At 62.5% G+C, this 24608-nt stretch carries 22 protein-coding genes and 1 tRNA gene; 6 read left to right on the forward strand and 17 right to left on the reverse strand.

The genetic code is table 11. The features are described from left to right. Nucleotides 1-144 precede the first annotated feature (144 nt). The gene (locus tag ABIB91_RS01785) at nt 145-807 is read right to left on the reverse strand and encodes a TetR/AcrR family transcriptional regulator (protein ID WP_219683762.1); all 663 of its coding nucleotides are present in this window, start codon (nt 805-807) and stop codon (nt 145-147) included. A gap of 223 nt (nt 808-1030) precedes the next feature. Here ABIB91_RS01785 and ABIB91_RS01790 point away from each other — a divergent pair, with 223 nt between their 5' ends. The 3 genes from ABIB91_RS01790 (at nt 1031) to ABIB91_RS01800 (ending at nt 4173) form a co-directional block, all read left to right on the forward strand. Further along, nucleotides 1031-2266, forward strand: a complete 1236-nt coding sequence (locus ABIB91_RS01790) for an acyl-CoA dehydrogenase family protein (protein WP_219683761.1) — start codon at nt 1031-1033, stop codon at nt 2264-2266. A gap of 132 nt (nt 2267-2398) precedes the next feature. After that, nucleotides 2399-3457, forward strand: a complete 1059-nt coding sequence (locus ABIB91_RS01795) for a phosphotransferase family protein (RefSeq protein WP_007611655.1) — start codon at nt 2399-2401, stop codon at nt 3455-3457. 89 nt (nt 3458-3546) lie between these two features. After that, nucleotides 3547-4173 (forward strand): LysE family translocator, encoded by a 627-nt coding sequence (locus ABIB91_RS01800; RefSeq protein ID WP_354158816.1) that lies wholly within the window; start codon nt 3547-3549, stop codon nt 4171-4173. A 102-nt stretch (nt 4174-4275) separates the two neighbouring features. Here ABIB91_RS01800 and ABIB91_RS01805 read toward each other — a convergent pair whose 3' ends face one another. From ABIB91_RS01805 to ABIB91_RS01815, 3 genes are all read right to left on the reverse strand, one after another. Beyond that, nucleotides 4276-4632, reverse strand: a complete 357-nt coding sequence (locus ABIB91_RS01805; RefSeq protein ID WP_354158814.1) for an immunity 8 family protein — start codon at nt 4630-4632, stop codon at nt 4276-4278. Between the two features lie 203 nt (nt 4633-4835). Then, on the reverse strand, nt 4836-6008 hold the full coding sequence (gene argE / locus ABIB91_RS01810) for an acetylornithine deacetylase (RefSeq protein ID WP_354158813.1): 1173 nt from the start codon (nt 6006-6008) through the stop codon (nt 4836-4838). Between the two features lie 1061 nt (nt 6009-7069). Next, nucleotides 7070-7855 carry an SDR family NAD(P)-dependent oxidoreductase gene (locus ABIB91_RS01815; protein WP_219683755.1) on the reverse strand — a complete coding sequence of 262 codons (786 nt, stop codon included), beginning with the start codon at nt 7853-7855 and terminating at the stop codon, nt 7070-7072. A 134-nt stretch (nt 7856-7989) separates the two neighbouring features. Here ABIB91_RS01815 and ABIB91_RS01820 point away from each other — a divergent pair, with 134 nt between their 5' ends. Then, on the forward strand, nt 7990-8688 hold the full coding sequence (locus tag ABIB91_RS01820) for a histidine phosphatase family protein (RefSeq protein WP_354158811.1): 699 nt from the start codon (nt 7990-7992) through the stop codon (nt 8686-8688). 75 nt (nt 8689-8763) lie between these two features. After that, nucleotides 8764-9531, forward strand: coding sequence for an SDR family NAD(P)-dependent oxidoreductase (locus tag ABIB91_RS01825; protein ID WP_219683752.1), 768 nt, complete (start codon nt 8764-8766; stop codon nt 9529-9531). 162 nt (nt 9532-9693) lie between these two features. Here the strand turns inward: ABIB91_RS01825 and ABIB91_RS01830 are convergent, their stop codons facing one another. Then, a complete protein-coding gene (locus ABIB91_RS01830) occupies nt 9694-10947 on the reverse strand; it encodes a serine hydrolase domain-containing protein (protein WP_354158809.1) in 1254 nt (417 codons plus the stop codon). 150 nt (nt 10948-11097) lie between these two features. Between ABIB91_RS01830 and ABIB91_RS01835 the strand changes: the two genes are divergently transcribed. Next, a tRNA-Trp gene (locus tag ABIB91_RS01835) sits at nt 11098-11173 on the forward strand. Nucleotides 11174-11246: 73 nt separating this feature from the next. On the opposite strand, the gene ABIB91_RS01840 is transcribed toward ABIB91_RS01835, so the two are convergent. From ABIB91_RS01840 to ABIB91_RS01895, 12 genes are all read right to left on the reverse strand, one after another. Further along, entirely contained in the window at nt 11247-11975 is a 729-nt protein-coding gene (locus ABIB91_RS01840; RefSeq protein WP_354212978.1) for a site-specific integrase, read from the reverse strand. A gap of 1918 nt (nt 11976-13893) precedes the next feature. Further along, nucleotides 13894-14949, reverse strand: coding sequence for an acyltransferase family protein (locus ABIB91_RS01845; protein WP_354212979.1), 1056 nt, complete (start codon nt 14947-14949; stop codon nt 13894-13896). A gap of 550 nt (nt 14950-15499) precedes the next feature. Beyond that, nucleotides 15500-16534: a Gfo/Idh/MocA family protein gene (locus ABIB91_RS01850; RefSeq protein WP_219684105.1), complete on the reverse strand. Its 1035-nt coding sequence runs from the start codon at nt 16532-16534 to the stop codon at nt 15500-15502. Further along, entirely contained in the window at nt 16531-17742 is a 1212-nt protein-coding gene (locus ABIB91_RS01855) for a class I SAM-dependent methyltransferase (protein ID WP_007602944.1), read from the reverse strand. The genes ABIB91_RS01850 and ABIB91_RS01855 overlap by 4 nt, the downstream gene beginning before the upstream one ends. Further along, nucleotides 17735-18952: a class I SAM-dependent methyltransferase gene (locus tag ABIB91_RS01860; protein ID WP_354158627.1), complete on the reverse strand. Its 1218-nt coding sequence runs from the start codon at nt 18950-18952 to the stop codon at nt 17735-17737. The genes ABIB91_RS01855 and ABIB91_RS01860 overlap by 8 nt, the downstream gene beginning before the upstream one ends. After that, nucleotides 18945-19565, reverse strand: a complete 621-nt coding sequence (locus tag ABIB91_RS01865; protein WP_007602946.1) for a WbuC family cupin fold metalloprotein — start codon at nt 19563-19565, stop codon at nt 18945-18947. Before ABIB91_RS01865 ends, ABIB91_RS01860 begins: the two co-directional genes overlap by 8 nt. Then, nucleotides 19543-20208, reverse strand: coding sequence for a class I SAM-dependent methyltransferase (locus ABIB91_RS01870; protein WP_007602947.1), 666 nt, complete (start codon nt 20206-20208; stop codon nt 19543-19545). The genes ABIB91_RS01865 and ABIB91_RS01870 overlap by 23 nt, the downstream gene beginning before the upstream one ends. Before the next feature lie 25 nt (nt 20209-20233). Further along, complete coding sequence (locus ABIB91_RS01875) at nt 20234-20626, reverse strand: LIC12192 family sporadic carbohydrate cluster protein (RefSeq protein WP_247396583.1); 393 nt, start codon at nt 20624-20626, stop codon at nt 20234-20236. After that, nucleotides 20619-21425 carry a sporadic carbohydrate cluster 2OG-Fe(II) oxygenase gene (locus ABIB91_RS01880; protein WP_354158624.1) on the reverse strand — a complete coding sequence of 269 codons (807 nt, stop codon included), beginning with the start codon at nt 21423-21425 and terminating at the stop codon, nt 20619-20621. Before ABIB91_RS01880 ends, ABIB91_RS01875 begins: the two co-directional genes overlap by 8 nt. Beyond that, a complete protein-coding gene (locus tag ABIB91_RS01885) occupies nt 21422-22540 on the reverse strand; it encodes a DegT/DnrJ/EryC1/StrS family aminotransferase (protein WP_354158622.1) in 1119 nt (372 codons plus the stop codon). Before ABIB91_RS01885 ends, ABIB91_RS01880 begins: the two co-directional genes overlap by 4 nt. Then, entirely contained in the window at nt 22530-23636 is a 1107-nt protein-coding gene (locus tag ABIB91_RS01890; protein WP_354158620.1) for a DegT/DnrJ/EryC1/StrS family aminotransferase, read from the reverse strand. Before ABIB91_RS01890 ends, ABIB91_RS01885 begins: the two co-directional genes overlap by 11 nt. A gap of 8 nt (nt 23637-23644) precedes the next feature. Next, complete coding sequence (locus ABIB91_RS01895) at nt 23645-24604, reverse strand: transketolase family protein (protein WP_007602952.1); 960 nt, start codon at nt 24602-24604, stop codon at nt 23645-23647. Nucleotides 24605-24608 lie beyond the last annotated feature (4 nt).

A 24608-nucleotide genomic window follows, 5' to 3' on the forward strand; every position in this document is an offset into this window, starting at 1 on the left:
GAGAGGTCGGATCGCGTCAGCGATCCGGGTGAGGGGGTGCAGGTCCCTCGACGATCTCATGCGCGGAGAGAGGCCCCTCACCCCAACCCTCTCCCCGTAAGAACGGGGCGAGGGAGCGCACCGTTAGTGCGGCAACGAGTTGCGCTAACGCGCAGCCAGCCGTGACGGTGCCTTCGCCTCCGTCCGTCCCGCCGTCAGCGCCATCGTCGCCACGCTGACGACGCGCGCGACCACGTCCTCGACATCGTCGAGATCGCATTTGCCTTCCGACAGTTTCGTCAGCCGCTCGCTCTCGCGTATAGTGTGGTGCGCCATGGCGAGCGCGAAGTTCAGACCCCAGTAGATATCGATGTCGCTGCGGTCGGGCAGGGACCTTCGCATCGCGCCGGCGAACTTGCGCAAATGGTCGATCTCGCGATTCTTGATGCGGCGGATCGGCGGCACGGATTCGATCGAGGCGCGGATCATGAAGCGCGCCGCGGTCGAGCGCTGGTTCTCGGGGCCAAGGCAGCCGCGCAGCGTCGGGCCGACCAGGGCATGCAGGATCACCTCGATCGGCGCGCGGCCGCCGCCTTGTTCTTCCGCCGCCTTCAATTCGCGCAGGCGCTCGCGGTTGGTGGCGATCGAGCGTGTCACGAACAGCTCCGCGATCAACTCGTCCTTCGAGCCGAAATGATAATTCACCGCCGCGAGGTTGACGTTGGCCTCCGCGACGATGTCGCGCAGCGTCACGTCGCCGAACCCGCGGTCGGCATAGAGCCGTTCGGCGGCGGCGAGGATGGCAGTCCGGGTATGATCGCTGGCCATGGGAGCCCCTCGGGGAGGGAGTTGCAATTCAAACAGTTGTATGAAACTATCGTTTGAAGGCCGGCAAAGTCAATCCGCAATCGGGACTCGTTCGCAAATGCGCGAGTGGGTTCCGGAGCATCCGCAAACCGCGCATTCGCACTTGCGGGTCGCACAATGCGGGTGGACAGTCCGGCGCAAAACAAGTTCGCCAAAACAAGTTGGCAAAGACGAGGAGCGTCCCATGGATTTCGATCTGTCGCCGAAGCAGAAGGAATGGCTCGACCGCGTGCGGTCTTTCATGACCAAGCACGTGCGCCCGGCGGTGCCGGTCTATGATGAGCAGGATCGCACGGGCGAACGCTGGAAGGTGATCCCGGTTCTCGAGGATCTCAAGAAGAAGGCGAAGGCCGAAGGCCTCTGGAACATGTTCATGCCGCCGAACGAGCATGAGGACGACGAATTCCGCGGCGCGGGACTGACCAATCTTGAATACGCGCTGCTTTCCGAGCAGATGGGCCACATCTCCTGGGCTTCGGAAGTCTTCAATTGTTCCGCGCCCGACACCGGCAACATGGAAGTGTTCATGCGCTACGGCTCCAAGGAGCAGAAGCGCAAATGGCTGCGTCCGCTGATGGACGGCGAAATCCGCTCCGCCTTTCTGATGACGGAGCCGGCGGTGGCCTCGTCTGACGCCACCAACATCGAGACCAGCATCGTAAAGGACGGCGACCATTACGTCATCAACGGCCGCAAATGGTGGTCGTCCGGCGTCGGCGATCCCCGCTGCAAGATTGCGATCCTGATGGGCAAGACCGATTTCAAGGCGGCCAAGCACCAGCAGCAGTCGCAGATCCTGGTTCCGCTCGACACTCCCGGCATCAAGGTCGAGAAGATGCTGCCCGTGTTCGGCTTCGACGACGCGCCGCATGGCCACGCCCAGGTGCTGCTTGAGAACGTGCGGGTGCCGAAGGAGAACATCCTGCTCGGTGAAGGCCGCGGCTTCGAGATCGCGCAGGGCCGGCTCGGTCCCGGCCGCATCCATCACTGCATGCGCACCATCGGCAAGGCCGAGGAGGCGCTGGAGAAGATGGTGAAGCGGCTCACCTCGCGCACCGCTTTCGGCAAGCGGATCGTCGAGCATTCGGTGTGGGAGCAGCGCATCGGCGAGGCCCGCACCAATATCGAGATGACGCGGCTGTTGTGCCTCAAGGCCGCCGACATGATGGACAAGGTCGGCAACAAGACCGCGCAGGCCGAGATCGCCATGATCAAGGTCGCAGCCCCCAACATGGCGCTGAAGATCATCGACGAGGCGATCCAGGCCTTTGGCGGTGCAGGCGTCTCGGACGAAGCCGGCCTTGCCAAGGACTACGCCCACATCCGCACGCTCCGTCTCGCCGACGGCCCGGACGAGGTGCACAATCGCGCCATTGCCAGGCTCGAGGTTCGGAAGTATGCAAACTCTTCCAGTCATTAAGCGGGAGAGCATGCTGGCGCTCCCGATTTGAAGAAACGACAGGGCATGATCCGTGATCGGATGACCGCTTGACGCAAGTGCGCTGGGGGTTACCGATTAGGATCATGTCCGGACTGAAGAGGGAGCGTCATCGTGGCTGACGGCGTCAGGAAAGACGAAGAATTCTCGGGTACCAAGCCCGTCGAGGAGCGTCATCGTATCGACGAGATGCGGCTCGAAGCCTGGATGCGCGACAACGTCGAAGGCTATGAGGGACCGCTGGTCGTCCTCCAGTTTAGGGGTGGCCAGTCCAACCCGACCTACCGGCTCGACACGCCGAACCGCTCCTATGTGATGCGCAGAAAACCGTTCGGCAAATTGTTGCCGTCGGCGCATGCGGTCGATCGCGAATATCGGGTGATCGCGGCGCTGGGAAAGCAGGGCTTTCCGGTCGCGAAGGCCTATGCGCTGTGCCAGGACGACAGCATCATCGGCTCGGCCTTCTACATCATGTCGATGGAAGACGGCCGGGTGTTCTGGGATCCGACACTGCCGAGCCAGACGCCGGAAGACCGCCGCAAGATATTCACAAGCAAGATCGAGACGCTGGCCAAGCTCCACATGTTCGATCCCGTCGCAATCGGTCTTGGCGACTTCGGCAAGCCCGGCAATTATTTCGCGCGCCAGATCGATCGCTGGACCAAGCAGTATCGCGCGTCCGAGACCCAGACCATCCCGGAGTTCGAGAAGGTCGCCGAATGGTTGCCGAAGACCGTGCCGGAGCAGGCCCGTGTCTCCATCGTCCACGGTGACTATCGCCTCGACAACATGATTTTCCATGCGACGGAACCGCGCGTGCAGGCCGTGCTCGATTGGGAATTGTCGACGCTCGGCGATCCCATGGCCGACTTCACCTATCTGCTGATGCAGTGGGTCATGCCCGGCCTGGACGGCGCCGACCTCAAGGCGCTCAACATCCCGAGCGTGGAGGAAGCCGCGCAGATCTATTGCAACGTCACCAAGATGACGGTGCCTGATCTCAATTGGTACTTTGCTTACAACCTGTTCCGCCTCGCCGGCATCACGCAAGGCATCGCCGGCCGCGTCCGCGACGGCACCGCAGCGAATGCCAAGGCGCTCGAATCTGCCAAGCGCACCGTGCCGCTGTCGAAGGCATCGTGGGAATACGCGCAGAAGGCGGGCGCGGTTTAAGGAATCCGAAGGCGCGGCTGACGGCCGCGCCATTGCTTGCGTTCCTCTCGTGTCTGGACACGAGATAGAATGACGAGAGAGCTGCCCGCATGATCGACCACACCACGCTCATCACCTACATCCTCATCGTCCTCGGCTTCGTCTTCATTCCCGGACCGGCGACACTCCTCACCATGGCGCGCGCCGCGAGCTCGGGAACCAGGGTCGGCATCGCGACGGGCGCGGGAATTGCGGCTGGTGACGTGGTCCACACCACCATGGCAATCGTCGGCCTCTCTGCGATCATCGCAACCTCGGCGCTGCTGTTCAGCCTCGTCAAATACGCGGGCGCAGGCTTTCTGATCTACCTCGGCATTCGCGCCATGCTCGACAAGACGCCGCTCGAGGTGAATGGCGGCGCGCCCGCGATCAGCGCAGTGCGGGCATTCCGGCAGGCCGTACTGACCGAGCTGCTCAATCCGAAGACCGCGTTGTTCTTCCTTGCGTTCCTGCCACAGTTCGTCCGCCCCGAGCATGGCTCGACGACGCTGCAGCTCGCGCTGCTCGGCGCTGTGTTCGTGTTGCTCGGCCTCGTCAGCACGGTGGTGTTCGCCGTCGGCGCCGGCCGTCTCGGCAATTCGCTACGCCGCCATCCAGCCATCGTGAAATGGCAGGGCAAGGTGGTCGGGACCATCTACTGCGCGATCGGCGTGCGGCTGGCGTTGCAGGAGCGCTGAGACGTAAGGCGGAGATCAATCCGCCGCGCTCGTGTCCCGGACGCTGGCGGAGCGCGCAGCGCTGCTCCGCAGAGCCGGGACCCAGTCACGTCGCCAAGGTGTTCAGCTCAGGGGAATGTAGTCTTCAAATTCCCACTTCCCGAGGCGGGCCACTTTTTCTGCCGCTTCCTTCCAGGACTTTCCCGAGCATTCAGCGCAATAAGCTTCGACAAAATCTCGCAGTCGAGAATAGTCGAATTGCTTTGTGAAGACATAATGCCGCCCAATCGTGATGTCGTTCTTCATCTTGGAGCCGTACCAGTCAGGTGTGCAGAGCATGAAGTCGAACGACTCTTGTCCTGGCCCATCGGCGGGGCCGACCATAGCAGTGACCAAAATCCCGAAGGGCCCGCTTGGCGCAAACGCCTCAAGCGGATCCGCATCAGGGCTGTCTAGAAATCTCAGTTTCGCCGTAACCATAGGCGCTCCATTGTAGGTGGTTCGTAGCCCGGATGAGCGCAGCGATATCCGGGACAGCGGTCCCGCATGTCGCTACGCTCATGCGGGCTACGGTGTCTCCACACGCTCGTCATTGCGAGCGAAGCGAAGCAATCCAGAATCTTCGCACGGTGGCAGTCTGGATTGTTTCGTCGCAAGAGCTCCTCGCAATGACGAGAAGGCGCTCACCCCTTCACGCAATGCGCGATCAGCTTCTCCACGAAGCCTGCGCATTGCTCCAGCTCGGCCATTTCCACGAATTCGTCCGGCGTATGAGCCTGTGCGATCGAGCCGGGGCCGATCACGACGGACGGGATATCGGCCATGCTGGCGAACAGGCTTGCCTCGGTGCCGAAGGCGACCTTGGCGTGGTCGTTGCGCCCCGCAAGGCTCTTGGCCAGCGTGACGATGGCCGCGTCGGCTGCGGTGTCGAGCGCGGGATAGTCGAGGATCTCCTCGAAATCGATTCCGCACTCCGGATGCCGGGCCTTCATCGCGGGTTCGAGCTCGGCCTTGGCCCAGGCGACGATCGCATCCGTCACTTCGCGCGACTCGGTGATGCCGATGCCGCGGCATTCGAAATCGACCGTGCAAGTGTCGGGCACGATGTTCAGCGCGGCGCCGCCATGGACGATGCTGGTGAGCAGCGTCGAGTGCGGAACGTCGTAGAGACTGTCGGTCGCTCGCACGGCCGCGAGCTTCACGGCGCGGCGGCGGATCTCGGTAATCAGCTCGGCCGCATATTCGATCGCATTCACCCCGTCGGGCGCGATCGAGGAATGGCGCGCAAGCCCCCGAAACGTCGCGCGAACGCCGTGCTTGCCCTTGTGGCCGATGATGACCTTCATCTCGGTCGGCTCGCCGATGAAGGCGCCGAGCGGCTTTACCGGTTTCTTCGCGACCTCGCGCAGCATCGGCCGCACGCCGACGCAGCCGATCTCCTCGTCATAGGAGATTGCCAGGTGAATCGGCGTCGCGAGCTTCGCTTCCAGCATCTCCGGCACCATGGCGAGGCACACCGCGACAAAACCCTTCATGTCGGTAGTGCCGCGGCCATAGAGCCTGCCGTCGCGCTCGATCAGCTTGAACGGATCATGGCTCCAGTCCTGGCCGACCACGGGCACCACGTCGGTATGTCCCGACAGCACCATGCCGGGGCGATCCTCGGGGCCAATGGTGACCCACAGCGAAGCCTTCTGTCCGGTCTCGTCGACGATGCGCTCAGCCTTGACGCCGAGCGCGGCGAGATAGCTCTCGATATGCGCGATCAGGGGCAGGTTGGAGCGATCGCTGATCGTGTCGAAGCCGACGAGGTCGGCGAGCAGCTTGCGAATACGGTCGGGTCTCGAGCTTGGCATTTTCACGTTCTTGTCAGGGGGGTTGAAGCCGAAGTGCTTGCAGGAACCATACCAATGTTGCGCTCCTGTGAGCAAATCAACATGTCGGTCCCGTAGCCCGGGTGAGCGAAGCGATACCCGGGACAGCTCGTGGTCGGAATCCCGGATGTCGCTTCGCTCATCCGGGCTACAAGACGTTGTATTGCCCGACGGGCAAAACACCTCAATTGTCGGTCAACGCGCGTCGTCAAAAATATTCCACTTTACCGAAATTCGGAAACGGCGTATGTGTCGCGACAACCCGGCCCAAGGAAGAGGGGCGTATCGCGATCGTCACGAACGCGGGCCGGACGGCGGTGGACGTTGGTCACATCGGCGCGAAGGATTCGCAGGGCGGGCAACCGTGAGCGAAAGTGTCGCGCACACGACCGGTGTGATCGGCGTACGGCGAAATCGTGTGGTCCTGGCGCCCGGGGTCTGTGCGCCAAGCGTTGCGGTGATGTGGGTTGCCCAACCGGGCACGCGCATCAGCCATCCGCAAGGCGACGGGGGCAATAGTGCATCGCTCCCCGGGGAGAGCGCGACATAAGCTGTAAAACCACTGCGCAGGGAAGGCCGGATGTTTTGGCTTCACCTGTATGCCGCTGTGCAATGTTCTTACGACACCTCCGCACAGTGGACCGCGGGTGCCAGCCGGCACCCGGTCTTCCCTGCGCCCTCTTCATTTGAGGGTGAGGCGATGAAGCAAAGCTCGGGCGAACACGCCGCGAGAGGGCGAAGGTGTGTCTGCAAATGGGATTGCGAATTGAAGCGCGACGCTGCACCCACAGACTCCGTCATTGCGAGCGTAGCGAAGCAATCCAGACTGCCGCCGCGGAAAGACTCTGGATTGCTTCGCTGCGCTCGCAATGACGATGCTGATGGAGGCGCGCGCTATCTCCCCAACGTCGTCCCGGCGAAGGCCGGGACCCATAACCACAGGGAGCAGTTTTGCGAAGACCTGTTGTTCGGGATCGGCACCGTGCGCAAGCCGATAGACCTCGCGGTATGGGTCCCGGCCTTCGCCGGGACGACACTGAGCGCTAAACCGGCTTCCCCGTATACGGCATCGACGCCGTCAGCCCGCCGTCCACCGGGAAGGCCTGGCCATTGACATACGACGCCTCGTCGCTGGCCAGAAACAATCCCATCGCGGCGAGCTCGTGCGGCTGGCCGGGGCGCTTGAGCGGATTGAGCTGGCCGATCTTGTCGGCGGTGCCGCGCTCCTTGGCGCGGTCGAAGATCGGCTTGGTCATGCCGGTCTCGATCAGACCGGGGCACACCGCGTTGATGCGCACACCGGTGCCGGTGAGCGAATACGCCGTGGTCTGCACCAGGGAGATGACGCCGGCCTTGCTCGCGGCATAGGGATGACCGCTGGCGCCAGCCTTGAGGCCCGCCACGGACGCGGTCAGCACGATCGCGCCGGACTGCTGCTTCACCATGTGCGGCATCGCATGCTTCACCGCGAGAAACGGCCCGATCAGATTGATGCGCAAGACCTCCTGCCATTGCTCGACGGTCTGCTCGCCGAGCGGGACGAGTCCGCCTGAGACGCCGGCATTGGCCCAGATCACGTCGAGCCGGCCGTGCGTCTTCACCGCCTTGTCGATCACGGCCATGACGTCCTGTTCGGAACCTGCATCCGCGATCATCGCTTCCGCGACACCGCCGGCCTTCTTCACCTCGTCGACGGTCTCCTTCACCGCCTCGGTGCGATCGACCGCGATCAGCTTGGCGCCTTCTCTGGTGAACAGCAGCGCGGCCGCGCGGCCGATGCCGCTGCCGGCACCGGTGATGATGACGGATTTGCCTTGCAGACGGCCCATGCGGTTTCTCCCTTTGGTTCGCACGCGACGCTTGCCGCGCGACGGAATTTCAAACAAGATTTCAAACGGTAAAGTGTCTTGAGACACGTTCGCTACTGACGTACAGCGACATCAAACGGGATGGAAGGGTTTCGATGGCAGGTGCAGACAAGCCCAAAGTGGTGACGACACGCTGGTGGTGGGTCCGTCACGCGCCCGTGCGCAATGACGGCGGCAACATCTACGGTCAGTCTGATCTCGCCTGCGACACCAGCGATACCTACGTCTTCAATGCTGTTGCCAAGGTGCTGCCACGCAAGGCGGTCTGGTATTCGAGCAATCTGATGCGCACGCATCAGACCGCCGAAGCCATCTGGGCGGCCGGCTTCCCGAGGCCTGCGGCGATGACATGGGAAGCGGACCTCGCCGAACAAAATCTCGGGCGATGGCAGGGCATGAATCGCGCCGAGTTCATCGCCAGCCGTCCCGTTGGATCGAGCTGGTTTGCCGACATCAACGAGCCCGCGCCCGGCGGTGAGAGCTTCATGGATCTCTACAACCGGGCCCGCCGCGTCATCGATCGGATCAATCTCGAGGCAGCCGGGCAGGACGTGATCGCCGTCGCACATGGCGGCACCATCAAGGCGGCGCTGGGGCTGGCGCTCGACAATCAGCCGGAGCGGGGGCTCGCGTTCGATATCGACAATTGCTCGGTGACGCGGCTCAACTATTTCGTAAGCCCCGAGCGCAATGTCTGGCGGCTGCCGATGGTGAACCAGCAGCCGTGGATCGCGGACGATGCGCACGCGGCGATGCATCAACCCGCGGGACCGGAAGTCAAGAAGCTCGCCTGACTGAGCAGTCATTCCGGGTTCGGCTTCGTCGCCCCGGAATGACAATGAACACGAAGATCAATCTGGGAGAGAACCATGACCTTGTTCGACATGAAGGGGAAAGTCGCCGTCATCACCGGCTCGACGCGCGGCATCGGGCTTGCGATCGCCGAGCGCATGGCCGAGCACGGCGCCAAGGTGGTGATCTCCTCGCGCAAGGCCGACGTCTGCGACCAGGTCGCGAAGGGCATCAACGACAAGTTCGGCAAGGGCACGGCAGTGGCGATCGCCGCCAACATCTCGTCGAAGGAAAACCTGCAAAACCTCATCGACGAGAGCAACCGCGCCTTCGGCAAGATCGACGTGCTGGTCTGCAACGCCGCGTCGAACCCGTATTACGGACCGCTCGCCGGCATCTCCGACGATCAGTTCAGGAAGATTCTGGACAACAACATCGTCGCCAACAACTGGCTGATCTCGATGGTGGTGCCGCAGATGATCGAGCGCAAGGACGGCTCGATCATCATCGTCTCCTCGATCGGCGGCCTGAAAGGCTCGACCATCCTCGGCGCCTACGCGATCTCGAAAGCCGCCGACATGCAGCTCGCGCGCAATTTGGCCTGCGAATACGGCCCGCACAACATCCGCGTGAACTGCATCGCGCCCGGTCTGATCAAGACCGATTTCGCGAAAGCGTTGTGGGACAATCCGGAGAATCTGAAAGCCTCGACCGCGCGTTCGCCGCTGCTGCGCATCGGCATCCCCGACGAGATCGCGGGTGCTGCGGTGTTCCTGGGCTCGAAGGCCGGCGACTTCATGACCGGCCAAACCATGGTGATCGACGGCGGCGCGACGATCAGTTGAGGCCCCAGTAGCTGTCATCGCCCGCGAAGGCGGGCGATCTAGTACTCCGCGGCCTGCCTTGCAGAGCTCGCTCTCACCACATCCGACACGGAGTACTGGATGCCCCGCCTTCGCGTGGCATGACAGAGTGTGAAGGTGCGACGCTACGACGAGGCGAAGCCCTCAATCCACCGCCGCGTACACCAGATCCCGCACCAGCGTCCGCGTAAAATCGCGCTGTCCCGGGCCCTGGCTCATGAACACGACGAACAGATCCTCCTTCGGATCGATCCAGAAGAACGTTCCCGCGATGCCGCTCCAGAAATACTGGCCGACGCTGCCGGGGAAGGGCGCGATGCCGGCCTCGCGGCGCACCGCGAAGCCGAGGCCGAAACCGTGGCCGGGCGACAGCAGCGTGCCGTTGGTCTGCACGTTCGGCCCGAGATGATCGGAGGCCATCAGTTCCAGCGTCTTGCGGCCGATGATCCTGTTGCCGTCGAGCGTGCCGCCATTGCGCAGCATCAGCGCGAAGCGGGCATAGTCCATGGTGGTGGAGACGAGGCCGCCGCCGCCGGACTCCATGATTGGCTGTTCGAGCATGTTGAACAGCGCGACCTTGTCGCCGGTCCAGGGATCGGCCGCGAACGGCTCGGCGAGCCGGCCGACATTGGCCTCAGCTGTCGAGAAACCGGTCTCGGCCATCTGCAAGGGCGCGAGAATGCGCTCAGCGAGGTACGTGCCGAGCGACTTGCCGCTGACGATTTCGATGATGCGCCCGAGGATGTCGGTGGAGCGGCTGTAGTTGAACTCGTCGCCGGGATGGCAGACCAGCGGGAAGCTCGCCACCAGCGCGGCGTGCTCGGCATTGGTGATCTTGCGGCTGCGGACGCGGGACTCCTGGTAGAGCTTGTGCACGGGGCCGTCGCCCTGGTGCTCGTAGGTCAGGCCGGAGGTGTGGCGGAGCAGGTCCTGCACCGTCATCGCGCGTTTCGGCGAAACCAGTTCCAGCTTGCCGCCGCTGACCACACCGACCTTTTGGTCAGCGAACTCCGGAATGAATTTCGCGACGGGGTCGGCAAGAATCAGGTGGCCGTCCTCGACCAGCGTCATGATGCCGACCGACACGATCGGCTTGGTCATCGAGAATATGCGGAAGATCGAATCATGCGCCATCGGCGCCGAGCCCGTCGGGCTCTGCCGGCCGAGCGCCTCGAACCAGCCGACCTGGCCGTGCCGTGCCACCAGCACGGTGACGCCCGGCACGGTTCCATTGTCGATCTCGCGCTTGAAGGCGTCCGACATGGCCTGGAGGCGGGTGCGCGACAGCCCCAGCGTCTCAGGGCGGGATTCCGGCAGAGGCGGGGTCTTCGGCGAGGTCGAGGGGCGGTGGGCGGCTGTCGGGGACGCTTGGGCGGTCGCAAAGGCTTGGGCAGTCATGGGCACTCCCAGTTACTTATTATTGTTCGGAGCGGACTGTGGCCCAGAAGGCGCGGCACAAACAAGCGAGGCCAGCGCGCTTCACCCTTGCAATCCGGCCGCCCCCTGTGCTTCAAAGCGGCCTGATCCGGGCGGCAACGCAGGGTCCGTAGGAGTGTAGCTCAATTGGTAGAGCACCGGTCTCCAAAACCGGGGGTCGCAGGTTCGAGCCCTGCCACTCCTGCCAGATATTTCAATGGCTTAAGCGGTTGTTTGCCTCGAACAGACGCTGAACTGGACCCAAGCTGGACCCAAGCGGCTTAGGACTCAAGAATTCCGGCAGAGATGGCGTTGATGACTGTCGCGACCGAGGTGTCGGCCGTCTGCTTGCGCTTGCGCTTCGCATAGTTCCTGAGGAGGACCGCCGGATCGTCGCCGATGCGCTCGGCCACGGTGTGCACCGGCATGCCCTTGTCCAGGAGCAGGGTAGCGTGTGTGCCGCGCAGGTGGTGAAACTCGAACCCGACGAAGCCGAGCGCGTCTGCACCGCGGCGAAACGACTTCGAGAACGCACTTGGATCCCGTGGCTTGGCGAAGTCGAAGCTCTCGCCGGGGCCCGGCGCACCCGGGAAGATCAGAGCGTCATCCGGCAGCCGGACGAGGCTCAGGTCGACGACGGCGCCGTCAGGGATGCCCGCCAACACGCGCTGGTGCTTCTCCCGCTCCGCCGTAAGCAGCGCGGCCGTTCCATCGTCCAGGGCGATCGTGCGCTTGCCCCGCCATGTCTTGGGCACCTTATACCGAACCCCGAACTTCTTGGTCACCTCCAGCGCACGCTCGACCCTGAGCGTCTTCGCCTGGGCGTCAAAGTCCGTCCAACGAAAGGCGAGCAATTCGTTGCGCCGGACACCCGTAGAGGCGTCGACCGCGATCGGGACATACATCGTCGCCGACGGCTTGAAGCCGCTCACCAGCGATTTGAGGATCTCCTCCAGACCGTTCGCTTGTCGCTTCGTGAGATTGCGAAGTACGGAAAGCGGGGGGCACAATGAAGCGCCGGCGCAGGATCCACCGAAAGCGAGACCGGCAGCGGCTGATGACGCACCGTCGGCGGTTGAAGCGGTAACCTGACGTCAATGGGTACCGCTTTACGATGTACCATCGCGGATTGGTGACGAGTACCGCGGTACGCATGGGCATTGAGAACCCGTCGGCTACCGGAGCCGGCGGGTTTTTCTGTTCGGAATGAGTTAGCGCCGCACTCACTTGCTACCTGTGCCGGGGCAACGCCCTTGTCTCTCGTTGGAGGCGGCCGGTTCGTTCGGATGCCTACAGGAAAGACTCGCCGATCCATTTGCTCTGGAATACGTTGCTCGAGCTACGCGCATTTCGCGTGGCGAATTTTGAACAACGTATATTGGGAGCAGCAAATGTCGATTATGAGAGCTTTTGCCCTGTTCGTAATTCTTGCATTCGGAGGCGCCGTGATCGCCGCCGGGTTCATGACATCGCCGGCATCGGCTAACAAAATGGATGGTAAGCCTGGGGGCTATGGCTCTCGTACCACAGCGAATTATGGTACCCCGAAGAGCGGCACAGCGAAACCGCCAACCGCGACGAAGAAGCCTCCGCAGTAAGCCGTACGGCCCGCCGGTTCGCTGGCGGGCCTCTCTCCCAGGGCGAACTAGTGCTATAATGTGAGGATCGATTCTTCGGCAATCGGTTGGATGAGTCAATGCGCATCCATGTCCTTATGTGGGCAGGTTCGTTGACCCTCTGCGGTCTCCTCATCTCAGCTTGCGCGCATTCAACTGATTCCAACTCGCCGTCAGCTATTCGCGCTGGGGCACCATGGGCGCGAGACCTCAACGAGCCGCCGCCAAGTAGAGAACCCGCTGGTGCGGCAATGCCGCAGATAAAGGCCGATCTAGATGCTGCGCGTGTGAAAGCTTCTCGCTAGCTAAAATGCCAGCGTAAGTGGCCGGCCGGTTCACCTGGCGGCCCCGCTGTTCTCCGGGCGAGAACAGATCGTGATAATAATAAACCTTCGTTTGTTCCCACCGCGTGTATTTATAAGCGGAACACCCCAGAAGCCGCCTCAGTTGGCGGCATGGTCAGATCAACGCCAATTTGCGTCAATCGACTGGCTGGTCGAGCGGATATTTCCTGGCCAAGCGATTAAGAGGCTTGTGTGCCTCAGTATCAGTGAGCTCGCGGACTGCGAGGGCTCGATCCTCTGATCGTTTGCGGTAAATTTCGCTGTGGTCTCGCCAGATCTCAGCAGTCGGACCGCGCAAACCGCGAAGCCACACTAAGTAAGCCATCGTTCAACTCGACTTCAGCTAAACAGGAACGTCCCTACTTGCCGGCCTAGCGCTATTCGTTGCGCTCTATCTTCCTGGGTAGTGCAATTTAAACTCGCCCAAGTTCGCGCTCGAATACTGCTGTTGCTCGCAGTTTTCCAGAATGACGGACAATCGCAAGTCCTTGTAACCCTCATCGAAGAACACGGAATACGTTGGGCGTGGCTTGTCGGGCAACGGGTTCGCCTCTCGCAGGCAGACAAAGTAATCTCCTGGCCCGTGGTCAGCCTTCCGTAGGGCTGAGACCTCAAGCGGCATAGCTAGCTTTGCTGCTTTGGCGGCAATCTGAACGCCCTTTTCTATCGTTTCTTGGTTGGGTGCTTGCACCGGCTGTAACTCTGGCACGGGCCCCGACGTATCGGCCCAAATTGAAGAGCAGGCAGTCAGGAGCAAGCATAACAAAGGGCTGTAACGCATTAACAATCGAACCCGCGGTGGAAGTTGTCGCAAGATATAGGATCAGTCACCGAGCACGGCTAGTCACATGCGGACTACCAAATTGCCGATCCGTTTGACCTAGTAAAGCGCGAGCTACTTCGTGCTGGGTGTGGGAAAGCGCGGTCGGGTCCACGATTAAATCAAGAAGAAGGAAAGATGCGTCGCGCTAATCTTTGACGTGTTTTAGATCGGGCACCATGCTCGGCGATGCGGGCCATAAACTGCCTTGCCAAGACAATGGACGGATCCGCTTTCGCACTCGAAGCATAGGCTGCTCGATCAATAGCGCCGAAAGTGTACCCATCAGGAGCGTGACCATGAAAGCGAAAAGGCCCTTGCTCCAGAAGCTTAAAGGCAGGTCTGACGTTAGGTGTTGTATTGGAAGAGCATAGAGATAGACGCCATACGAGATATCGAGCTTGGGCGCAGTCCACCGGGGCAGCGGGATAGTGTTTAGTACGACACAGACCGGTGCGATCGCCACGAGTGCAAAGGTTTCTTTATGGCCACACCACAGGAGCAACACCGCGATCGACGTAAAGCAGGCAACTGCAATCGTCTTCGTTAGGCAACGTTCTAACAGAGCAACGCCGACCCCACCGGCGAAAAGAATTGCGCATGTCAGGCCCCGCTCGCCGAGCCAGATCGGCAATAGCTCGCTCCAAATGCCGGAGATTGCAAAGCCGCCAAGAACAACAAAAACGGCGCCTCCAATGGCGCGGGCATCGAACCGGCAAACTAATGCAACGATGGCCAAACAGACATAGAGCTTTGCCTCCTGGGGAAGCGTCCAGAGCGGTGTTAGCACCTCAGTTGTGCCTAGGCTCGACTCGAAAACTCCCGGAAGCTTGTAATCCAACCCGAAGAAGAGAATCGAGTCCCGCCATAAGAACGAAAATGGCGTGTTTCGACCATTGAATCCCAAACCTGGCGGAGCAAAGTAATCGCTTAACGGGAGGGTTGTGACGACAGCACCCATCAGGACGCACAAAGAGACGCAAACGATCAGAGCAGGAAAAATTCGAAACGCGCGACTGATGAGGAATTGCGCCGACGAACGCGATCGGACCACGCTTAGAGAATTCAAATAACCGCTAATCGCAAAGAAGGCGAAGACTGCAAATCCACCCAGCGAGCCAACCCACGGCACGGCGGGCTCAGGGAACCCTGTAATTTGATACTGGTGCGACCAAAACACAAGGGAAGCGGCGACGAGCCGCATCAGATCGAAATTCCCGGCCCGCGGATTCATTGCCGCAACTTATTCGAACGAAAAAAGCAGCGCAATGTACTGCATTGGCCGACACTGTCTGTGTGGCCCGGGCCATGGGCGGACTCCTAGACTTTACGGCGACCACCCGTGGGATCCTGAGCCGCCGCATGGGGCGAGATCAGCGCATCATCGACAAGCTACGGGCATTCGAGCGGCTTTGCATTGAGCTGGCGGCCGACGCGACCATGCCGGAGGAGCCGGCAGGCTCGAGATGGCAGCGAACTATCGCGCCGAGGCTGGCCGCTGCTGGACCCAATCCCGGACCCCAAAGGCGAAAGTACAGGACAGAACTGAACGGATAGGGTGGATCAGGGGGCGAGGAGAGCCGCTTGATTTCATTACGCAAACGAATTTGGCGGCACCGGATGATACGATGCCGCCCGTACTCCAAAACCGGGGGTCGCAGGTTCGAGCCCTGCCACTCCTGCCAGCGAAATCAAACGCTTAGCTAGGATGTGGCGATCAGCGATCGGCTGGATATTGCTAGATGGCGTGAGCCCTAGGCGATGACCTGCCGTTTCCAGATCGCCTCCGCAAGGGCGATATCGGCCACAGACTCTGCGCCGGAAGCCAGCGGCGTCCTCCGTTCCACGATATCGGCGACGAATGCATCGGCTTGACGCCGAAACGCCCAGCTCGTGTCGCGCCGCAATTGCGTGCGTTGTCCTTGCTGATCGAGGATGACCTCCGCCTCCTGCTCGGCAAAAGGCGGGGGCAATTCGATGGTCAGCGCGCCCCGCTCGAACGCGATGCTCAGCCCCTCGCGCCAGACGCCTTCGGATCCGTTCGCGAGTTGCAGCGCGCAGGCGACGCCGTCGAAGTCGAGCGTCACGGTCGCCGCGCCCGAGCTCTCGATGGTGCTTTCCGCGACTGTCGGTGACGATCCGAGCATGTAACGCGCGAGGTTGATGATATGGCTGAACACATTCAAAAAATTGTCGTAGCCGGGTAGCATCACGCCCGGCATCCAGTCTGGGCCGTCCTGCCAGAGCTCGAGCCCGTCCGGCCGCACTTCGCCGGTCATGACGAAATTGTCCTGCGACCGGCCAGTGCTGCCGCCGAAGCACCAGCCTCGCGCGCCGACAATGCGTCCAAGCGACTGATCCGTTCGCAGGCGCGCCAACTCGGCCAGCGCGCGCGCCACGCCGGCGTCGTGACGCTTCATGTAGCCGATGCTGTAGACGAGGTTGTGCCGCCGCGCCGCCTCGGCCAGCGCAACGGCCTGAGCCGCGGTGTAGGCCATCGGCTTTTCCGACAGCACATGGCGGCCGCTGTTCAACGCATCCAGCACGATCGGGCCGGTGGCGCGACGCTTCGTAACGACGACGACGGCCGACACCTCGCTATCCGCCAGCAATTCCCGGTGCGTGCCGTAGACCCGCGCGATGTCGAATTTCTGCGCCGCTGCGGCGGCGAGATCAGGCCGGAGATCCGCGATCGCGACAACGCGGCAGGCGGGGTTCGCGGCGAAATTGGCGAGGTGGCACATCTGGCCGACCATGCCCGTTCCGATGATGCCAATGCCCGGCCTCATTTGCTAGGACCCTCGAAGCGTTTCCGGAGAACGAGGAAATGCGCCGGCTGTCCCCAGGTGTTGATGAACGCCCGGTCTGACTGGGTGAGGGCGGTGACTGTGGACGCATCCCGTCGCCCGATCGCGTCAAAGATGCGATGGAAGCTGTCGAGGGTCGCGATGATGGCGTCGATGTCGGACGCATCGTCGGCAAGAATGTCCGTCGCCGGTATCGTCTCGCGCAGTGACGCGAGGTTCGCGATCACACGGGGCAGGCTGGCGCCGAAGGGATCGTCGATCATCGCATCGACATCGAGAACCAGTGTCTCGATCGAAGCCGAGATCGCCTCGACCGCTTCGGTCTTGCCGGCCAGATAGAGCTTCCGTCCGCCGAGAAAGCTCAGACGGCTGCGACCGAGGTGGCGCGTCGCGCGGCGCAGCTTCTCGTCGTCGGAGAGGACCTTCTTGTGCCAGTAGACGTCCAGGCTGTCGCGATAGACGGGCCACCCCGAACAGATATCGAACCCCTGCTCGTGCGCCGCCGTGCACAAGGCCCCGGCGTCGAGGAAGTAGCGGTGCCGGACGAAAGGGTTCTCGAGCACGTCCATCAGCCAGGATTCGAAGCTGCGCGTGTGCGGAATGCTGTTCCATTTCGCGTCGAACAGCAGCTTCGCCGTCTCGAGCCCGGGACGGCCCGTCAGTGCCTTGCCGGCCGCATGAATCGCCTTGAGCGCGAGCTCGAAGAAGCCGCCGTAGCGCTCGTAGTAGGAAACGACGGCGTAACCGTCCGGATTGAGCAGCCGGTGAAAGATGCCGAGCCAATTTTCAGTCGGCTGCACCGTGTAGATGAATCCTTCGGCATCGATAATGTCGAAACGACGATCGCTACGAAATCCTTCGACGTCGAACGACACGAGTTCGCGGAGACGTTGGGCTTGGCTGAAATGCGCGAAGTAAGCCTGGATTTTTGCGTGCGCATGCCGGTTCGGCTCGGCGAGCGTCATGTTCGCGCCCCAGCTCGCAAACACGAGCGCGTTCTCGCCGGAATCAGGGCCGAATTCGAGCATGTCGGCGTCGCGGAACAACCGCGGCGGCAGCACCAGCTTGTCCGAAAACAACTCGCGCCGCAGGCCGGCATAGGCTTCGAGTTCGGCGGCGGATTTGAAATTCCCGAACGTCGGTAGGACGTCCTGACGTTCGTAATAGTTGAAGAGCTTGTCCTCAGCCATGCCGCGACCCTGCGGCCGCCTCGAGACGATCGAGCTCGCTCCAGATGTCGGAGGGCGCGAAGATCGAAACGATGTGGAGCGGACGCTTCACGTTTTCACGCAGCCCGCTGCCGACCTTGTCTTCGTTCTCCTGGTTCACGGCCAGAAGACAGACGAGCGGCTCCGACTTGCCGGCGAGGTCCTCCGGCGGGCGGATCGGAATGCCGGTGCCGGGCAGGAACAAGCCCTGGCGCTCCTTCTGGTCGTCGACCGAGAGGTCGACAAGATCCGCAAATTCATGGGCATTGGTGAAGGTGCAGGCGCGGCAGCCGGCGCCGTAGATGGCAATCTCGGCGCCGTCGGCGCGGGCCTTGGCGAGGATCGGGCGAAGACGCGCGCCGTACTCCCTGGCGCGCCGACCGAATTTCTCGCCGACGCCGGACGGCGCGGCCGGCGTCGTCACGTCGCGCGTCGCGCGTCGCGCTGCAATCGCGAGGCTGCCGCCGCTGAAATTGTACTTCTTCACCGACACCGCCTCGAAGCCGTGGCGCGCCAGCAGCGACAGCAGCGTCGGCTCGGTGAAATAGCTGACGTGCTCCTCCCACAGGACGGAGAGGTCGCCCGCCGTCGAGCCGGGCGCGAAATCAGGCACATCGATGAACAGCAGCCCGTCGTCGCGTAGCGCGATTTTCACGCAGTCGAAAAAGTTCTCGAAATCGACGATGTGCTCCAGCACCTGGCGCGCCACGACGAGGTCGAACTTGCCGGCCTCGGCAACCGCGTCGTGAGACAGCGCCGGGCTGATCATGTCGGCATAGACCTTGACGCCACGCTCGCGGGCGATCTTGCCGGACACCGGGTTGGGCTCGACGCCCACCAAAACCTTCGCGCCGCGTTCGCGAAGCCTGTCCATGAACAGGCCGTCGTTGCATCCGATCTCGAACACGGATTGGTGGCTCGAGAATTTGGCGATGGTGTCGAGTTCGTCGACCTGGTGCGGCTCCGGCTTCCAGCTGCTGAAATTGTAGTTGAACTGCCGATACAGAATGTCGGGATCGATCGGCTTCACGATCTGGGGCAGGCCGCACTCGCCGCAGGCGAACACCTCGAACGGATACCGTTCGTCCTGTTCGTCGCGGCTGTGCCGAAGCCGATGCGCAATCGGCATCTGTCCGAGGTCGATGACCGGGCGCAAATTGGTCGAATGGCAGAGGCGGCAATGATTAGTCATCGGTAGCAACCTCTGCTGGAATGGCTCGTGAAGTATGGCGATGGGCCAGATGCTTCGCGGCGAGCGCACCGGTCCTAGTGACATAGTCCTGCACTTCCGCGGCATCGCCGCCATCCGGAGCCCAGTCGGGAAACGCCGTGCGGGAGGGATCGAACGGACCGGCGGTGGTTTCGTGAAACACCAGCCACTCCGAGGTGATCAGGATCGAGTGAAGCACCTGCTCGGGCATCCGGTAGTAGCAGAGCGCGCCCCGACCGTACGGCGCCATCTCTAGCACGTCGCGAATGTGGCCGTCGTCCTCGAAGATCACGACCTGCGCGGTACCCTCGATCAAATGAAACGACTCAGGTTTGCCAAAATGCTTATGAGGCCGCACATAGGCCTCGCGATGATGCACGATCAGCATCTCGTGCAGGCCGGACGAGGGATCGGGATGCATGCACAGCCGGCTGCGCAGACGCGGATTGCCTGCGGCGATGCGCTTCAGTTCCGCGATCGTGGCGTCGTCCGCCGTGACGATGGCGTCGTCCGAATAATACACTTCAAGATTTTGCGCTCGCAGCGAGGCCGGCCGGCGCAGGCCCGTTGCTTCATTCGAAGAAGATGAACCCATGGTCGCCCCGGTAGCCGCATTTGTCGTAGATCCAGGCCCAGGTTTTCGGACCATGGAAACTCAGGCAGGTGAGCTGCCAGTAGAGCAGGTTCGCCTTCTCGCGCTCGTCGCGGAACGATTCCACCATCAGATATTTCGAGGTGCCGCGTCCAACGCGCTCGATCTCCGACACGGCGCGGAAGACGTCCTCGAGCGGAAGATTGTGGAGCACGCCGAGCGACACCACGAGATCGAAGCTGTGGTCGGGGTAGGGGAGCTCGACGGCGCTGCCGACCTTCAATTGCGGTCGCACCTCTTCCTTGGCATTGGCGATGCCATAGTCGGAGATGTCGATGCCGGCGATGGTGAGGCCAGGGACGAGTTGGGTGAATTCGTAGAGCAAATAGCCCTTGCCGCAGCCGACATCGAGCACGCTCATCCCGGGCTTGATGCCGTAGCGGTCGATCAGGGTCTGGGCGAGCGGCCGCCACCGTCCGTCGTAGCTATAACCGCCATAGCCATAGCGGCGGTCGCCGTCCCAGTAGTCGCGTCCCCATTGCCGCGCGACAGTGGCAGATTCCGCCTTGTCGTGCTCGACGACCCGCTGAACGTAGTGCCGCTTGGTCGATGCGTGCATTGGCTGGAGCAGGTTGATCTCGGTCATTGTTTTCAACCGGTCCGCGGCATCGTCACAGGATGGTCGCGAATTTGTTGACGAGCAGGATGTCCTCGACGGCCTGAATGTTGTCGCGCGAGGACAGCGTGATCTCCTCGACGGCCGCGTGCAGGTCGCAGCCCTCGCTCAGCACGCGGTCATAGATCTCCCGCCGCCTTGCCTCGTCGGGCGGCAGCATGAAGATGCTGTAGAGAATCAAGCCGCGCAATCGAGGCAACTCGTCCAGGATGTCCTCGAGCACCATGTAGCTGCCGGGCATAGTGTGCTCGGCGGCGCTGAGCAGATAATGCAGGTTCTTCCGCCGCGCGTAGTCGCGGATCACGATGTTCTGGACGTGCTGCGGGGTGCGGCTGCCGTTCAGCGGCCGGGCGCCGATATAGCCGCGATGGCCGGCTCGCTCAGCCATGGAAGCCTCCCGGGAGCTTGTATTGCATGCCGACGCGGGTCGCCGGACGTAGCAGGATCGGTTCGAAGAATTCGCCGAATCGCTTGTCCGCATAGGGCGACATGATGCTCTTGAAGCGGCAGTTCATGCTCCAACGCGAGCCGGCTTCCTCGTTGACGCGATTGCCGTGCATCAGGGTCTGGTTGAACAGCATCACGTGACCGTAGGGAATCTCGATGAAGGTCGCGTGCGGCTTGATGGTCTGGTAGAGTTCCTCGGCGCTGCGCAGGCTGGCCATCCGGTCCTGGATGTCGCCGTTCAGGGATGGCGGCAGCAGATACATCGATTTGGTGCGGTGGACGTCGACCAGCGGTACCCACACCACGACCTCGAACGGCGAGTCGCCCGACCAGACGTCGGAATGGGTGGCGAGGAGCGACGAATCGTCTCCGGGCAGCTGGATGCTGAGATTGACGCGGCGCTGCATGCAGAGTTCGTTGCCGACGATGGTCTCGATCGTCGAGCGCGCCAGACGGAAATAGGTCGGCCGGAACCAGGGTTCTGCATTGAGGCCGTTGAAGACGTGCAGCCGCAGGCCGTTGAGATCATCGACGCTCACCCGCGTGTGGATGGTGTCGAGCATCGCGTAGGGGTCGTTGCCGTGTGGCAGCTTCAAAAAGTCCGCCGCGAGCTCGGCGGCGCGCCGCTGGATCCGGTCGAGCCCGGCGCGATCGTCGGCCGGCGTGGTGACGAAGCCGTCATCGATGAAACGTTGCGCCAATGCCTGCTCATCGGCCTCGAGGAAAGCCGTGTCCGTCATGCAAAGTACTCCCGGGCGGTCGCGCAAATATAGCTGATGTCCGAGGTCGAGAGGAACTGGTTGATGGGGAGCGTGAGGATCTGATCTGCCTGCCGCTCGGTCGCCGGGAACGCGCCGCGACCGTGGCCAAGATGCGCAGCCGCCTCCTGGAGGTGGATCGGTACCGGATAGTGGATCGCGGTCTCGATACCTTTGTCGGCAAGATATTTTTGGAAGCTATCGCGACGGTCCGTCTGCACGACGAAGGTGTGGAAGGTGTTGAACTCGATGTTGCGACAAACCGGGATGAACAGGGGAAGGCCGGCGAGCTCGGCGCGGTATTGCGCGGCGTTGCGGCGCCGGCGTTCGATGACAGAGGGCAGGTGACGCAAGCGAATCCGGAGCACCTCGGCCTGGACCGTGTCGAGGCGTGACACGATGCCCCATTCCTGGACGTCACTGCGATTGATCAGGCCATGATTGCGCAGGCGGCGAATTCTCGCGGCAAGCTCGGCGTCGGCGGTGACGACGAAGCCGGCGTCGCCCGCGGCATTGAGGTTCTTCAGCGGGTGGGCGGAGAAGCAGCCGAACGTTCCGATGGTCCCGCTCATCCGCCCGTCATAGGTCGAGCCGACGGCCTGCGCGCTGTCCTCGATCACGGCGAGAGCGTGCTTGGCCGCGATCGCCATCAGCGGGTTCATGTCCGCCATGCGTCCGGTCAGGTGCACCGGCATGATCGCTTTGGTGCGCGAGGTGACGGCGGCCTCAACTGCGGCGGGATCGATATTCTGGTCCGGCAGCACGTCCGCAAACACGGGCTTGGCGCCGACGGCAATGATGGCCGCGGTCGATGCCACGAAAGAATTGGGTGGGGTAATCACCTCGTCCCCGGGACCAATGTTGAGCGCCCTCAAGGACAGGATCAGCGCATCGGTGCCGGAATTCAGCGTCACCACATGCGGCGAGCCGACATAAGTGGTGAGCTCCTCTTCGAACTTGGCAATGGCCGCGCCGCCGATGAAATCGCCGCGCCGGAATACGCCCTCGACCGCCTGCATGATCTCAATGCGCTCTTCCTCGAATTGGGCGGGAAGATTGACGTAATCGATGCGCCGGCGGCCGGTGTCAGCGTCCATGGCAGAACGCCCGAACGATCTCGATGACGCGGTCCTGCTGCGCCCGTGTCAGATGCTGGTCGACGGGGAAGCTGATGACTTCCCGGGCATGGCGGTCGGTGACCGGGAAGGTGCCTGGCGCGTAGCCGAGGTGTTTGAGGCCTTCCTGCTGATACAGCGGGATGGGATAGTGGATCTTCGCTTCGATGCCGTTGTCCAGGCAGTGTTTGTAGAGCTCGTCGCGGCGCTCGGCGAACACCATGTAGAGATGGTAGACGTGCTTCACGTCAGGCCGGCGCGGCGGAATGCGCAGGCCGGGCAGGCACGCGAGGCCTGCATCGTAATAGGCCGCGTTCTCGATTCGACGGCGCGTGATCTCGCTGGTCTGGCCGATCAGCCAGTTGCCGACGACCGCCTGGAGGGAATCGATCCGCGAATTGCAGCCGAGAATCGCGATTTCGTCGCGATTCTTCATGCCGTGGTTGCGGATCAGGCGAAGCCGCTCGTTCATCCCGTCGTCGTTGGTGACGACGACGCCGGCATCGCCCCAGACGTTGAGGTTCTTCAGCGGATGCAGGGAGAAGCCGGCCGCGATACCGTGGGTGCCGGACCGCTTTCCCGCGAATTCCGACAGGATGCCCTGGCAGGAATCCTCGACCACGGGGATGTTGTGACGCTGGGCGATCGCCATCAGCCTGCCCATGTCGGTGACCTCGCCGGTCAATTGAACCGGCATGATCGCCTTGGTTTTCTCCGTGATCGCGGCTTCGACGTAGTCGACGTTCATGCAGAAGGAGTCGTCGCAGTCGACCAGCACCGGGGTCGCGCCGGTCTCGGCGATGGCGCCGACGGTGGCGATGAAGGTGTTGGCGGCCGTGATGACCTCGTCCCCATGGCCGATGCCGAGCGCCTTGAGCGGCAGCTTGAGCGCATCGGTGCCCGATCCGACGCCGATGGCGTGACGCACGCCGATCAGCTCGGCAAAGCGCCGTTCGAATTCCGCGACCGGCTTGCCCAGAGTGAAGTCACCCGTCGCCACCAGTCGGCCGATCTCGGCCAGGATCGGTGCTGGGTCGGAGAATTGCTCGAGCAGATAGGAATATCGAACGTCGTGCATGGGACCCGTCAGGTGGAATGAAGTTGCGGAGAGGAGGTGTATGAGGCGGGAAGCGCGCGCGCGATCGAGGTCGCAATGGCGTCGGCGGAAAGTCCGTGCTTCTTCAGCAGCGAGTCCTGCGATCCGTAATTGTGCATGAACCGGTCCGGCAACGACAACCGCAGCATCGCGGGCAGGCCAGAGCCGAGCTTGTCGATCAGCGTCTCCGCGACCGCGCTGCCCAGGCCGCCCGAGGGCACGTGCTCCTCCAGCGTCGCCACTAGCCTGATACCCCGGATCGCTTGCAGCAGCGCCTTGGTGTCGAGCGGCTTGACCGTGTGCATGTGCAGGATGCCGGCGCGAATGCCTTGCGCGGCCAGCAGGTCGGCCGCAGCGAGTGCCCGCTGGAGCATGATGCCTGTCGTGATCATGACGACGTCGCCTGGCGGCCGCATCAGGATGGCCTTGCCGATCTCGAAGCCGTGCTCGGCCTTTGAGACTACGGCGTCGCCACCTTTGCCGAGCCGGATGTAGATCGGCCCGGTCCAGTCGAGCGTTTGCCCCATCAGCCGCGCCGCTTCGTCGGCGTCGCACGGGCAGACCACCGTCATGTTCGGCAGCGCCCGCATGATGGCGATATCCTCGATCGCCTGGTGGGTGGGGCCGAGCGGGGCGTAGACGAGCCCGCCGCCATTGGCGATCAACCGCACCGGCAGATTGTGCAGGCACAGATCGACCGCGACCTGCTCGTAGCAGCGGCGGGTCAGAAACGTGGCGATGGTGTTGACGTAGGGCACGAAGCCTTCCATCGCGAGACCGGCCGACATGCCGATGATGTGCGCTTCCGAAATGCCTTCGATCAGGTGGCGCTTGGGAAACTCCTTGCTCATCGCGCGCAAGGTACCTGCGCCGGGATCGGAGCCGATGTAGAGCACACGCTCGTCGCGCGCGGCGAGCTTGTGGACCATGTTCATCGCGGTGTTGCGCATGAGA

The organism is Bradyrhizobium sp. JR4.3 (genome assembly GCF_040547695.1).
Lineage (GTDB): Bacteria > Pseudomonadota > Alphaproteobacteria > Rhizobiales > Xanthobacteraceae > Bradyrhizobium > Bradyrhizobium canariense.